The sequence below is a fragment of the Cycloclasticus pugetii PS-1 genome, assembly GCF_000384415.1.
Classification (GTDB): Bacteria; Pseudomonadota; Gammaproteobacteria; order Methylococcales; family Cycloclasticaceae; genus Cycloclasticus; species Cycloclasticus pugetii.
The window spans coordinates 1,305,646-1,318,339 of record NZ_ARVU01000001.1 but is presented as its reverse complement, the minus strand read 5'-3'; the positions used below and the strand labels follow the sequence as shown (position 1 = coordinate 1,318,339).

Here is a 12,694-nt window from a genome sequence, read left to right as displayed (position 1 = left end):
ACTACCCGCAAATCCTTTCACAGGTACACCACAGAAAAGCTTAATTTCCACTTGGGATACAAAATCGCTTGAGAATTTTGAATCCGGCGCGTCTACCAGTTCCGCCACCCCGGCAAATAAGTGTGGGCATTATAGACAGTTTCAAATTCAAACTCTATTAAAATTTTAATTTAATAGCCTGTTTTGCGCTCGCTGATGAGGGTCGTTCCTGTTAAGATCCGTCGCCATGAAAAAAAGTGACTTTAATTACGACTTGCCCAATGAATTGATTGCTCGCTACCCATTAGAGAAGCGGGTTGATAGCCGTTTGCTGGTGGTGGGTGAGAATGACTTTTCCGACAAGGTTTTTGCTGATCTGCCGATGTTATTGAGAGAAGGGGATCTGTTAGTTTTTAACAATACCCGCGTTATTGCTGCGCGCCTGTTCGGCCATAAAGAAACAGGCGGTAAGTTAGAGATCCTTATTGAGCGTGTTATGGGGGATAAGACGGCGTTGGCACATGTTCGTTGCAGTAAATCACCCAAAGCCGGTACCCACATTATTTTAAATGATGGTTATAAGTGTTTGGTTGATGGTCGTGAAGGCGATTTGTTTCAACTTACGTTTGATGACTCGATTGATACTGTGTTGAAGGCCATCGGGCATATGCCATTACCACCTTATATTGATAGGGACGATGAAACGCTGGATATTGAACGCTATCAAACGGTGTTTGGTCGTAAACCTGGGGCAGTTGCTGCGCCAACAGCAGGGCTGCACTTTGATGAGCGCCTGCTTGACGACATAAAATCACTTGGGGTGAACTTTGCTTATGTCACCTTGCACGTTGGTAGTGGTACTTTTCAGCCGGTTAGAGAAGAAAACCTTGCTGACCATATTATGCATAAAGAATGGCTAACGGTAGATGAACAAACGGTTCAACAAATTGAAGCGACTAAAAAAAATGGTGGGCGTGTTATTGCTGTGGGTACAACGGCGATGCGTTCATTAGAGTCTGCAGCAAAAGAGGGGGCTATTAAGCCTTTTACAGGCGATACAGATTTATTTATTACGCCGGGTTACCACTTTAATGTGGTGGATGCGATGGTAACGAATTTTCATTTGCCTGAATCTACTTTATTAATGTTAGTGAGTGCATTTTCTGGTTATCAGCGAATGAAATTGGCGTATCAACATGCAATAGCCCAACGGTATCGGTTTTTTAGCTATGGTGATGCTATGTTTTTAACAAAAATGTCAGATACAACTGAATAATATGAAATTTAATTTATTAAATACCGATGCTAAGGCCCGCCGTGCACGTTTAACGTTTGACCGCGGTACTATTGAAACCCCCGCTTTTATGCCCGTAGGCACGTACGGTACGGTTAAAGCAATGGCACCAGAGGAGTTATTAGACACCGGTGCTGAAATAGTGCTCGGTAATACGTTTCACTTAATGTTGCGTCCGGGTGTGGAGGTTATTGAAGCGCATGGTGACTTGCATGACTTCATGAACTGGCAAAAGCCTATTTTGACTGACTCCGGTGGCTTTCAAGTATTTAGCTTGGATGAAATGCGTAAAATTACAGAGAAGGGTGTTCATTTTCGTTCCCCGGTGGATGGCCGAAAAGTATTTATGGGGCCTGAAGAGTCAATGCAAGTGCAACGGCAATTAGGCTCGGATATTGTAATGATTTTTGACGAATGTACACCGTACCCAGCCACTGAAGAAGAAGCGCGTATATCTATGGAGTTATCGCTACGCTGGGCCAAGCGAAGTAAAGATGCTCATGGCGATAACCCTTCGGCTTTATTTGGTATTGTTCAAGGAGGTATGTATGAAAATTTACGTGATAGGTCATTAGAAGCGCTGAAGCAAATTGATTTTGATGGCTTTGCGATTGGCGGTTTGTCTGTTGGTGAGCCTAAAGACGACCGTGAGCGAGTTTTGGAACATATTGTTCCGGCTATGCCCAGTGATAAACCGCGCTATTTGATGGGCGTGGGTAAACCCGAAGATATTGTTGAAGCGGTGTTAAAAGGCATTGATATGTTTGATTGTGTTATGCCAACACGGAATGCACGTAATGGTTATTTGTTTACCCGTAAAGGCTTAGTGAAAATAAGAAATGAAAAGTATCAATTTGATACCAAGCCAGTTGATGAGGCATGTGAGTGTTATACCTGTAAGAATTATTCGCGTTCCTACTTGCGACATTTAGATAAGTGTAAAGAGATTTTAGGCTCGCGTTTAAATACGATTCATAACCTTCATTATTATCAAGACTTGATGCGTGGCTTACGTCAGGCTATTGAGCAAGAGCGCTTGTTAGAATTTGTGGATGATTTTTATGAGCAGCAAGGCAAAACACGAGATGCTGTGGCATAATGCGTGATTGAGTTAATTCATTAATAAGGAAAAAATATGTTAGATTTTTTAGTTTCAAACGCCATCGCAGCAGATACCGCAGCCGCAACTCAAGAAGCAGCAGCACCAGGGTTCGAAGGATTACTTTTTCCAATTGCGTTAATTGTTATTTTTTACTTTCTTTTAATTCGTCCTCAACAAAAGCGTAATAAAGAACACAAGCAACTTGTTGCAGGCGCTAAGAAAGGCGACGAAATTGTAACCAATGGTGGTTTGCTGGGTAAAATTACAGAAGTGGATGATCATTTTATTACACTTGAAATTGCGCCTAATACATCGGTTCAAGTGATGAAGACTTCAATTTCAACGGTAATGCCTAAAGGCACATACGCATCTGCTGGAAAAGCAAAAAAATAAACTGCCAAACGAGTTATTGTTATGACGAATCATTTTCCTGCTTGGAAGAACTTAATGATAATAATGGCGTTAGTTGTTGCTATTATTTACGCACTACCAAATCTTTACGGTGAAGACCCTTCTGTACAAATTTCGCCTTTGCGTGGTGCGGTCATCAACAGTTCTGTTTTAGCTGATGTAAAAGATCAGCTAGCACAAAATGGTGTTGCCTTATTAAAAGGTGAGTTGAATGACAGCCAAATTTTGTTGCGCTTCAAGCATTCGAATGATCAACTTAAGGCGGTTGATATTATTAAGTCGGTCTTAGGGAATAACTATGTTGTGGCTCTTAATTTGGCGCCAACAACCCCTCAATGGTTGCGTTCGTTAAATGCAGCGCCTATGTATTTAGGCTTGGATTTAAGAGGTGGTGTGCATTTCTTACTGGAAGTGGATATGCAAGCTGCTGAGAAGCAAGCAGTAGACCGTGGTGCGGCTGATTTTCGCCAATATTTGCGCGAAAATAAATTGCGTTATCTAAGCGTTATGGTCAATGGCCACAATGTTGGTATTAAATTTAGAAACCAACAGATTCATGACGAGGCGATCAGCAAATTGGAGTCTCAGTTCCGTACTTGGGACTTTAAGCCTGAAGTTAGCGAGTCCTCAACGCCCACCTTAACGGCAACGATGTCAGATGATGAGTTAATGGACGTAAGAAACTATGCTGTTCAGCAAAATATCATTACGTTAAAAAATCGTGTTAATGAGTTAGGTGTTGCAGAGCCTGTTATTCAAAGACAGGGTGAAAGCCGTATTGTTGTTGAATTACCTGGTGTCCAGGACACGGCTCGTGCAAAAGAGATTTTAGGTGCAACCGCAACACTTGAGTATCATCTGGTTGATACGCAAAATTCAGTGTCATCTGCATTAGCTGGAAGAGTGCCGATTGGTTCTAAGTTATATAACCGTCGAGATGGTGGCCAAATCCTGTTGAAAAAACAGGTTATTGTGACCGGTAATGAGATTGTAGATGCTTCATCAGGGATAGAAGGTGATACAGGCTCCGCAATGGTTTCTGTGTCATTAGATGGTCCGGGTGGTAAAAAAATGAGCAAAACCACACGAGAAAATATTGGTAAACCAATGGCGGTTGTATTTATTGAAAATAGAACCGATATAAAAATGGTTAACGGCGAGCCGGTACGCTACAAAACAGTCGTCGAGGAAGTGATTAATGTGGCGACCATTCGTGGGCACTTTAGTAACCGTTTTCAAACAACAGGCTTAGATAATTCAGCTGAAGCACGTGATCTAGCTTTATTATTAAGAGCAGGTGCCTTGGCTGCGCCGATTGATATTGTTGAAGAGCGCACGGTTGGGCCAAGCCTAGGGCAAGATAATATTGATAAAGGCTTCAATTCTGTGATGATTGGTTTTGTTTTAGTCTTAATTTTTATGGCTATTTATTACAAGACATTCGGCCTTTTTGCCGATGTGGCCTTGGCCTTTAATCTGGTTTTTATCGTTGCTGTATTGTCACTCTTGCAAGCCACGTTAACGCTGCCTGGAATTGCCGGCATTGTGCTAACAGTGGGGATGGCGGTAGATGCTAATGTGCTAATTTTTGAGCGCATTAAAGAGGAGATTAAAAATGGAAACTCACCTCAAGCTAGTATTGCGGCGGGCTACGATAAAGCCTTTTCTACCATTGCGGATGCAAATATCACGACATTGATTGCCGCGATTATCCTTTTCGGTTTTGGTACAGGGCCTATTAAAGGTTTCGCTATTACCTTAAGTATCGGTATTTTAACCTCTATGTTCACCGCTATTATTGGTACGCGTGCATTAGTCAATGTGACTTTTGGTAGTCGTCAAATAGAAAAACTGAAGATTTAAATTATGAGTAATCAACATACAATCAAGATTGATTTTCTAAGTAAACGTAAAATAGCGCTTATTTTTTCTACTCTATTAATTATTGTTTCTATCGCTTCTTTAGCGACCATGGGGTTAAAAAAAGGGATTGATTTTACTGGTGGAACGTTGGTAGAGCTTAGCTTTCCCGAAGCAGTTGAGCTGGAAAGTTTAAGGAATTTGTTAACAGAGGCTAATTTTAGTGGCGCTGTGGTACAACATTTTGGTTCATCAAAAGAAGTGCTCATCCGCTTATTACCAAATGATGCGTTAAATACTGCAGCGTTAAGTAATAAGGTGTTGGCTGCGGTGAATGAGAATTTCTCACAACAAGGTGAGTTAAGACGGGCAGAATTTGTTGGCCCACAAGTTGGTGAAGAGTTACAAGAAGATGGCGGTTTGGCACTATTATATGCCTTAATCTGTATCCTGATTTATGTCGCTATTCGCTTTGAATATCGCTTTGGCTTAGGCTCTGTGGCGGCACTGGCGCACGACGTTATTATTACCCTTGGTTTCTTTTCTGTTTTTCAGTTTGAATTTGATTTAACAGTACTGGCGGCTATTTTAGCGATTATTGGTTATTCATTGAACGATACTATTGTTGTGTTTGATCGTGTAAGAGAAAACTTTAGAACATTGCGAAAAGGCTCACCGGTTGATGTTGTTAATATCTCGTTAAACCAGACGTTTACTCGAACCGTGATGACCTCGCTAACAACTTTGTTAGTGTTAATGGCATTGTTTGTTTTAGGTGGTGAAATTATTCATGACTTTGCACTTGCGCTGATTGTTGGCGTGTTAATTGGTACCTATTCTTCTATTTATGTTGCTAGCCCCATAACGCTTGCCTTGGGAGTGACGAAAGAAGACCTGATGGTTGTTAAGGTTGATCAAGATGAGTTAGATAAAATTCCTTGATGAGCTGATAATTGGTAATAAAAAAGCCGCTTTTATAGCGGCTTTTTTATTGATCAAGTTTTGTGTGTTGTTTAACTGTTAATTACTTTTTCTGCATGCGGTGTAATTTTGTTTAATAAGGCCTGATGCATTTTAGGGTTGCCACAAACAATGTTACCTGTTTTGTGGAAATCGTGATTATTAGAAAAATCACTAACAACACCACCAGCCTCTTGAATGAGTAAGACGCCAGCAGCAAAATCCCAAGGTTTTAGACCGATTTCAAAAAAACCATCTAGTTTTCCAGCAGCTACATAAGCTAAATCTAAAGAAGCAGCTCCTGCACGTCTAACACCAGAGGTGGAAGAGAAAATATCACGAAAGATATCGAGGTAAGGTTCAATATCTTTATCGTTCTTAAAAGGGAAGCCAGTGCCTAGAAATGAACCTTCGATTTTTCGTTGTCGGCCAACACGAAGACGTCTGTTGTTCAGCATTGCCCCTTTACCACGTGTTGCAGTAAATAGGTCTTGACGAACAGGGTCGTAAATTACGGCTTGCTCTACGGTATCGCCTCTTTTTAAAGCAATAGATACCGCATAATGCGGAAAACCGTGTATAAAATTCGTGGTTCCATCAAGAGGGTCTATAATCCAAATATATTCAGCGTCTTGATTTAGATAGCCAGATTCTTCGGCTAAAACACCGTGATCGGGATAAGCACTTAATAAGATATTAATAATTTCTTCTTCAGCACGCCGGTCAATTTCTGTGGCGTAATCATTTTGATTTTTAATAGTTATCTTAAGTGTGTCAATTGAGTCAGCTGAACGTATTATAATATCGCCTGCTTGCCTTGCTGCCCTAATGGCAATATTTAACATTGGGTGCATGATGATGCCTAACTATTTATGTGGCGCAAGGATAACAGATACAGCCGGAGGATGTCTTTTGAAAGTCGATGAAAATAACGAAATATTGTCAAATATAAGGATTGTGTTGGTACAAACTTCACATCCTGGGAATATAGGCGCAACAGCGCGGGCCATGAAAAATATGGGGCTTAGTGATTTAGCCTTAGTTAACCCTAAAATATTTCCGAGTTCTGAGGCCACCTCACGTGCGTCTGGTGCCGATGATATTTTGGCAACAGCAAATGTTTATAATAGTTTAAAAGAAGCCTTGGAGCCGTGTGAGTTAGTCTTGGGGGCTAGCGCTAGAATTAGGCATTTGGGTTGGTCAGAGGTTGGCCCTAAAAAAGGCAGTGAATTGGCCATTGCATCGGCAAAGAATGCAAAGGTTGCGTTGGTGTTTGGCCGAGAAAACTCCGGGCTCACGAATGAAGAGTTGGAATTGTGTCAGCACTTATTACATATTCCAACTAATCCAAATTTTAGTTCATTAAACGTTGCATCTGCTGTGCAAGTGTTATGTTATGAGGTGTATTCAGCAGTGATAGGTGAACAGGTAATTGAATCACCTGATGTTGAAGATAGGCCTGCAACCAGCCAAGAGTTTGAAGGTTTTTTTGAGCACCTTTTAAAGACGCTTGAGAAAACAGATTTTCTACAGCTCTATAAAACTAAAAGGCTGCAACAACGCATCAGGCGTATTTTTTACCGTTCTGAACTTAATCGAACAGAGGTGAATATCCTACGTGGCGTGTTAACGGCAATCAATAATAAGATAGATGGAATCAAAAAAGCCTAACGTTGTAAAAAAATGTGTTAATAAAATCACGCACGTTAGAATAGAGTCACTATTAAATAAAAAAGCATTATGTTTAACCAATTAAAAGAAGATATTAATATAGTTTTTGACAGGGATCCTGCGGCACGTAGCAAAATTGAAGTGATCATGACCTACCCCGGGTTTCATGCGCTCCTGCTTCATCGCTTAAATCATTGGCTGTGGGGAGTGAATTTAAAATTTATTTCTCGTTTTATCGCTTATTTTTCACGCTGGTTAACCGGTATAGAAATACATCCTGGTGCGGTGATAGGCAAGCGTTTTTTTATTGATCACGGAATGGGCGTCGTGGTTGGCGAAACAGCTGTTATTGGTGATGATTGTACGCTCTATCATGGGGTGACCTTAGGTGGTACGAGTTGGAAAAAGGGTAAGCGACACCCTACGCTAGGTAATGGTGTGGTCGTAGGTGCTGGTGCTAAAGTGCTGGGGCCGATAGAGATAGGTGATAATGCCAGGATTGGCTCTAATGCGGTTGTTGTTAGATCGGTGTCTGCTGACACCACAATCGTCGGTATACCCGGTCGTGTTGCAACCACTGATTCTGTTAAACCAAGCCCTGAGCAAGAAGAGATGGCTAAAAAAATTGGTTTTGACGCATACGGCGCCTCTCAAGAACTACCTGACCCAGTGGCGGTAGCTATTAATAGTATGTTGGAGCATATCCACACAATGGATAAAGAAATGGAACGCATGTGCCATGAAATAAAATCATTGGGTGGTGGAATGGATGATCGGTCGGTCGAAGAAATTAACAGTGAACCAGTTGATGATGGAACAGGTTCTACTTGTCCAGAAGCGCGAGCTAAAGAAGGCTAGAATTTAGAACACTGATGATTTATTTTGATAATAACGCGACATCGCCGATAGATCCTCTTGTTTTTGAAGCGATGGAGCCATTCTTAACGACCTTTTATGGTAACCCTTCCAGTTTGCACAGACACGGGCGGGTGGTTAAAACAGCGATTGAACAAGCAAGGCAACAAGTGGCTAACCTTGTTAATGTGAGTGCTGAGCAAGTTATTTTTACCAGTGGTGGAACCGAGGCAAATAATCTTTGTATCTCAGCGGCTGTTTGTTCGAACAAACAACACCTTTTATTGGGCGCTACAGAGCACCCTTCTGTGGTTGAGCCAATACGCCAGTTATCAAAAAAAGGTTTCTTTTTTGATCAATTAGCCGTTGATGATAATGGCCTGATCTCAATAGATACACTAAAACGTGGTCTTAGCGAGGACACTGGCCTAGTGAGTATTATGCAGGCTAATAATGAAACTGGTGTGCTTCAAAATATAGCACCATTAGCTGCGTTGGCTAAAGAAAAGGGTGCTATTGTTCATACGGATGCGGTTCAATCAGTTGGTAAAATACCCGTTGATTTTAATGCATTGGGTGTCAATTTAATGTCTATATCAGGTCATAAAATTTATGGCCCAAAAGGTGTTGGCGCGGTTATTCACGATAAAAAAACGTCGTTAATGCCTATGCTTTATGGTGGTGGGCAAGAAATGAATATTAGGCCCGGTACTGAAAATGCTGCGGCTATTATTGGTTTTGGGCGAGCAGCTGAGTTAGCCCAACAAACGCTGGATAATCGCTCTAGGCACTTGTTAGCTCTTCAGCAAGCATTAGAAGCAGGGGTTAAAGGCATTGAAGGGGTGAGGGTAGTTGCTTCAGATGTTGACCGTCTACCCAATACAAGTCAATTGCTTATTGAATCGGTTGATGGGGAAATGCTTTTGATGCAGCTTGACCAAAAAGGCGTGGCAATCTCAAGTGGTTCAGCCTGTTCAAGCAATAGTAAAAGCCCAAGCGCCGTATTAACGGCGATGGGCGTGCCCGATAAGCGAGCCCTAAGTGCTATTCGTGTAAGTTTGGGGCAACAAAACACTCAACAAGAAGTAGCAGAGTTTGTTTCAATCTTAAAGTCGGTTGTGACTCAGTCGGCTTGATGTGAAAAGCACTGGCCAGACTTCTCGCTAAGAATAACGTTAATCAAGTTATTGGCTAATTCAGTGGGCGAGCTTAGGTTTTTTTCGTCTTCAGCTGGATGTGTCTTCTTTCTAATCGGTAACATACTGGGGCCTGGAATGAAGACATTACTGACCACAGTGGTCGCTTCTAGCTCATCTGCTAACATGGTGCAGAAAGATTCAAGTGCCACCTTGGAAACACCGTATGCGCCCCAGTAGGCTTTTCCTTGGCGAGCAGAGGAATCAGAAATAAAAGTGATAGATGGTTGTTTAGCCTGATGTAAAAGTGGCAAGCAAACTTTGCTTAGTAACACGGCTGAGTTTAAATTAACCTGTAGAACTTTCTGCCAGATCGAGCCTTCTTGGCTGCCAATGGGGCCAATGATTCCCATATCACAAGCCGCATGAACTATACCATCTAACCTTTTGAATTCATTATAAATAGATTTTATTAATTGCTGGTAAAGCTCTTCGTCTACTTGGCTTAAATCAAAGGGAACAATAGCAGGCGTTGGGTTGCCGGCCTGTTCTATTTCATCATACAAGGCTTCTAATTTCTTTTCATTTCTGCCGGTTAAAACCACTGTTGCACCGAGTTTGGCAAGTGCAAGAGCAGTTTCTCGCCCTAAGCCTCCGGTTGAGCCAGTTACTAAGTAAACGTGATCTTTGAGCGTCTGAGGCTGAAGGTTTATCGGGTTGATTATTATAGGTTTAGTCATCTTTTATATTGCTGATAGGTGTTGGTTTTCGGGTTGCTTTTTCAATGGGTTCTATTTCAGACATGGTTTTGCGTGTTTCTATACCAAGGTCTTTAAATTTACGTGCATTCGGGAAGACTTGCCGCTCTAAAGAGCCCACCGCTTTGTTGTAATGATCTACGCTTTTCTCTAAGGAGCTACCAATTTTACTGATGTGCTCTACAAAGGTTGTTAGTCTGGAGTACATTTCTTCACCGAGTTTTCGAATCGCTTCGGCGTTTTCGCTACTGGCTTGTTGGCGCCAACCAAATGCTATTGCTCTTAGTAAGGCGACCAAGCTGGTGGGCGTTGCTAAGATAACGTGTTGAGCGAGTGCATCTTCAAGTAGTGAGTGGTCTTGCTCTAAGGCGGCACTAAGAAATTGGTCGCCGGGTATAAAGAGAACAACGAAGTCGGGTGTATTTTTAAACTGTGACCAATAAGCCTTTTTCGATAGCTCTTTGACTCGATCCCTTACTTGCTTTGCGTGTCGGATAAGGTGTGCTTTTCGTTCGCCATCTTTGCTTTGTTCGGTAGCCGATAGATAGGCGTCAAGAGGTGTTTTAGCGTCAACAACAATATCGCGTTGGTCTGGCATGCGAATGATCATATCAGGTCGCATAGCACCTTCTTGGGTGTTTAAGTTTTCTTGTTCAAAGAAGTCACAGTGCTCTACCAGCCCGGCTAATTCGGCAAGACGCTTTAAGGTTAGTTCGCCCCATTGGCCACGGACTTCAGGCCGTCTTAGGGCTTGAACAAGATTTCGTGTTTCACTGTGTAACTGGTGCTGGGTTTCAGTCATATTTTGTAAATATTGACTGATTGAGCCGTGAGTTTGTTGTCGATCGGCCTCTAGTTTTTTGAGTTGTTCATCGGTTTGTTTAAGTATCTCTTTAATCGGGGAGACCATCTCGCTAAAGGCTCTCTCTTTTTCATTTAAGCGCGTTTCGACGGTCATTTGTTGTTTGCTAAAGTTTTCTCTAGCAAGTTTTAGAAACTCTTCATTATTGTCTCGTAATGCTTGGCTGGATAAGGCAGAAAAACTATCGCGAAAGTTTTGCATCATACTGTCTTCATCGGCCTTCGTTTTTTCTCTTAACTCCTTTTCAATGGCTTGGCGTGTTTCATGCGTCAGTAATTCTTTTTTAAGTGCTGTGTTAGTGCGTAACATGAGCAAATAACCGCCAATAAGGCCTATGACGATGCCACCTAAAAGGAAAAAAATATCGTTAATGCCAGCCATGATTAATTGATGCGCTTAGAGTAAGGGTTGTAGAGATGTTAATAAATCGGCGGGTTTATCAATATATCTATCAGCTTGCCAGTCATTAAAGTCAATACTGTCTGGAATGTAACCGAAGGTACAGGCTATTGTTTTTAGGCCAGCTAATCGACCTGCACGAATATCACGTTCTGCATCACCAAGATAGAGTGCGTTCATGGGTAAAACATCCAGCTGTTTACAGGCTAATAAAATAGATTCGGGGTGTGGTTTTGGGTGGTTGACCTGATCAGCGCAAACGATACAACTGGCTCTATTAATTAGCGCTAATTTCTCTAAGAGGGGCAGTGTTAAATAGGCTGGTTTATTCGTCACAATACCCCAAGGGATTTGATGTTTTTCAAGAAACAGTAAGCTGTCTTCAAATCCATCAAATAGTGTTGATTCATTAGCAATGTTTTGTTGGTAATGGCCAAGTAAGGATGCTTTAATTTTTTCATGCTGGTCACTGGATAGGGCAGACCCAAAGCCGAGCTCTATTAAACCATTAGCACCGTTTGAGACGATAGGCCGTATCGTTTCATAAGGTAACGCTGGCTGATTGTTTTGTACTAAGGCGACATTTAATGCGGCGGCAAGGTCTGGCGCGGTATCGACTAAGGTGCCATCAAGGTCAAATAAAACCGCATCGACTTGCCAATCATGCATTGCAATGGACATAATGGTTTAGACCGTCTTTTTAAAGACGCAAATGTAATTCACACTGATGTCATCGGACATAGAGAAGGACTTGTTAAAAGGGTTGTATTCAATACCTCGGCTATCTTCCAGTGTTAAACCTGCTTGTCGTGCCCATAAGGCTAGTTCGGAAGGTTTTATGAAGCTGGCATAATCATGTGTGCCTTTGGGCATCATGCCGAGGATGTATTCGGCACCGATAATGGATAATAGGTAGGCCTTTGGGTTTCTATTTAGGGTGGATAGGAAAACGTAGCCGCCCGGTTTAATGAGTGTTGAACACGCGTTAATAATTGCTACCGGGTCAGGAACATGTTCGAGCATTTCCATGCAGGTAACACAGTCAAATTGCTCCGGTTTTTGGCTGGCCAATGCTTCAACACTGATGTGCTGGTAATTGACGGAAACACCGCTGTCTAAACTATGAAGGTCAGCAACGTCTAGCAGTTCTTTGCCTAAATCAATACCCGTTACATTAGCGCCTTTAAGCGCCATTGACTCAGATAAAATACCGCCGCCACAGCCAACATCTAAAACATCTTTGCCGGACAACGAAACTGTTTTATCAACTAAGTTAAGACGTAACGGGTTAATTTGATGCAGTGTTTTAAAGTTGCCCTCGGTGTCCCACCACTGGGAAGCCATAGCGCTAAATTTTTCGATTTCACTTGGGTTTACATTGTCTTTAGTCTGCGTCATTTGATTATT

Annotated in this window: 13 protein-coding genes; 8 read left to right on the top strand and 5 right to left on the bottom strand. The window is 42.0% G+C overall.

All coding sequences use genetic code 11. The annotated features are described in order from the left end of the window. The first annotated feature begins 226 nt into the window (after positions 1-226). From queA to secF, 5 genes are read left to right on the top strand one after another with little or no spacing between them, the layout of a single operon-like run. Positions 227-1,255, top strand: a complete 1,029-nt coding sequence (gene queA, locus CYCPU_RS0106365; RefSeq protein WP_015006075.1) for a tRNA preQ1(34) S-adenosylmethionine ribosyltransferase-isomerase QueA — start codon at positions 227-229, stop codon at positions 1,253-1,255. A 1-nt stretch (position 1,256) separates the two neighbouring features. Continuing rightward, entirely contained in the window at positions 1,257-2,372 is a 1,116-nt protein-coding gene (tgt, locus tag CYCPU_RS0106360) for a tRNA guanosine(34) transglycosylase Tgt (protein WP_015006074.1), read from the top strand. 36 nt (positions 2,373-2,408) lie between these two features. Continuing rightward, entirely contained in the window at positions 2,409-2,768 is a 360-nt protein-coding gene (yajC, locus tag CYCPU_RS0106355; protein ID WP_015006073.1) for a preprotein translocase subunit YajC, read from the top strand. 21 nt (positions 2,769-2,789) lie between these two features. Continuing rightward, the gene (gene secD, locus CYCPU_RS0106350) at positions 2,790-4,649 is read left to right on the top strand and encodes a protein translocase subunit SecD (protein WP_015006072.1); all 1,860 of its coding nucleotides are present in this window, start codon (positions 2,790-2,792) and stop codon (positions 4,647-4,649) included. A gap of 3 nt (positions 4,650-4,652) precedes the next feature. Beyond that, positions 4,653-5,588 carry a protein translocase subunit SecF gene (secF, locus tag CYCPU_RS0106345; protein ID WP_016390159.1) on the top strand — a complete coding sequence of 312 codons (936 nt, stop codon included), beginning with the start codon at positions 4,653-4,655 and terminating at the stop codon, positions 5,586-5,588. A gap of 71 nt (positions 5,589-5,659) precedes the next feature. Here the strand turns inward: secF and CYCPU_RS0106340 are convergent, their stop codons facing one another. Beyond that, entirely contained in the window at positions 5,660-6,460 is an 801-nt protein-coding gene (locus tag CYCPU_RS0106340) for an inositol monophosphatase family protein (RefSeq protein ID WP_015006070.1), read from the bottom strand. A gap of 58 nt (positions 6,461-6,518) precedes the next feature. On the opposite strand from CYCPU_RS0106340, the gene CYCPU_RS0106335 reads away from it, so the two are divergent. From CYCPU_RS0106335 to CYCPU_RS0106325, 3 genes are all read left to right on the top strand, one after another. Continuing rightward, the gene (locus tag CYCPU_RS0106335) at positions 6,519-7,277 is read left to right on the top strand and encodes an RNA methyltransferase (RefSeq protein WP_232228598.1); all 759 of its coding nucleotides are present in this window, start codon (positions 6,519-6,521) and stop codon (positions 7,275-7,277) included. Between the two features lie 69 nt (positions 7,278-7,346). Further along, complete coding sequence (cysE, locus tag CYCPU_RS0106330) at positions 7,347-8,135, top strand: serine O-acetyltransferase (RefSeq protein ID WP_015006068.1); 789 nt, start codon at positions 7,347-7,349, stop codon at positions 8,133-8,135. 14 nt (positions 8,136-8,149) lie between these two features. Beyond that, positions 8,150-9,268: a cysteine desulfurase family protein gene (locus CYCPU_RS0106325; RefSeq protein WP_016390162.1), complete on the top strand. Its 1,119-nt coding sequence runs from the start codon at positions 8,150-8,152 to the stop codon at positions 9,266-9,268. Here CYCPU_RS0106325 and CYCPU_RS0106320 read toward each other — a convergent pair. From CYCPU_RS0106320 to ubiG, 4 genes are read right to left on the bottom strand one after another with little or no spacing between them, the layout of a single operon-like run. Further along, positions 9,256-10,008, bottom strand: a complete 753-nt coding sequence (locus CYCPU_RS0106320) for an SDR family NAD(P)-dependent oxidoreductase (RefSeq protein WP_020162241.1) — start codon at positions 10,006-10,008, stop codon at positions 9,256-9,258. The two genes, CYCPU_RS0106325 and CYCPU_RS0106320, sit on opposite strands and share 13 nt — an antisense overlap. Further along, positions 10,001-11,269, bottom strand: a complete 1,269-nt coding sequence (locus CYCPU_RS0106315; RefSeq protein WP_016390164.1) for a DNA recombination protein RmuC — start codon at positions 11,267-11,269, stop codon at positions 10,001-10,003. Before CYCPU_RS0106315 ends, CYCPU_RS0106320 begins: the two co-directional genes overlap by 8 nt. A 15-nt stretch (positions 11,270-11,284) precedes the next feature. Next, positions 11,285-11,968: an HAD-IA family hydrolase gene (locus CYCPU_RS0106310; RefSeq protein WP_015006064.1), complete on the bottom strand. Its 684-nt coding sequence runs from the start codon at positions 11,966-11,968 to the stop codon at positions 11,285-11,287. 6 nt (positions 11,969-11,974) lie between these two features. After that, positions 11,975-12,685, bottom strand: a complete 711-nt coding sequence (gene ubiG / locus CYCPU_RS0106305; protein ID WP_020162240.1) for a bifunctional 2-polyprenyl-6-hydroxyphenol methylase/3-demethylubiquinol 3-O-methyltransferase UbiG — start codon at positions 12,683-12,685, stop codon at positions 11,975-11,977. Between the last annotated feature and the right edge of the window lie 9 nt (positions 12,686-12,694).

Coding starts and splice junctions, on each gene's coding strand:
- CYCPU_RS0106340 (WP_015006070.1), bottom strand. CDS start 6,460: ATGCACCCAATGTTAAATATTGCCATTAGGGCAGCAAGGCAAGCAGGC.
- secD (WP_015006072.1), top strand. CDS start 2,790: ATGACGAATCATTTTCCTGCTTGGAAGAACTTAATGATAATAATGGCG.
- CYCPU_RS0106310 (WP_015006064.1), bottom strand. CDS start 11,968: ATGTCCATTGCAATGCATGATTGGCAAGTCGATGCGGTTTTATTTGAC.
- yajC (WP_015006073.1), top strand. CDS start 2,409: ATGTTAGATTTTTTAGTTTCAAACGCCATCGCAGCAGATACCGCAGCC.
- CYCPU_RS0106320 (WP_020162241.1), bottom strand. CDS start 10,008: ATGACTAAACCTATAATAATCAACCCGATAAACCTTCAGCCTCAGACG.
- CYCPU_RS0106315 (WP_016390164.1), bottom strand. CDS start 11,269: ATGGCTGGCATTAACGATATTTTTTTCCTTTTAGGTGGCATCGTCATA.
- ubiG (WP_020162240.1), bottom strand. CDS start 12,685: ATGACGCAGACTAAAGACAATGTAAACCCAAGTGAAATCGAAAAATTT.
- cysE (WP_015006068.1), top strand. CDS start 7,347: ATGTTTAACCAATTAAAAGAAGATATTAATATAGTTTTTGACAGGGAT.
- secF (WP_016390159.1), top strand. CDS start 4,653: ATGAGTAATCAACATACAATCAAGATTGATTTTCTAAGTAAACGTAAA.
- queA (WP_015006075.1), top strand. CDS start 227: ATGAAAAAAAGTGACTTTAATTACGACTTGCCCAATGAATTGATTGCT.
- tgt (WP_015006074.1), top strand. CDS start 1,257: ATGAAATTTAATTTATTAAATACCGATGCTAAGGCCCGCCGTGCACGT.
- CYCPU_RS0106325 (WP_016390162.1), top strand. CDS start 8,150: ATGATTTATTTTGATAATAACGCGACATCGCCGATAGATCCTCTTGTT.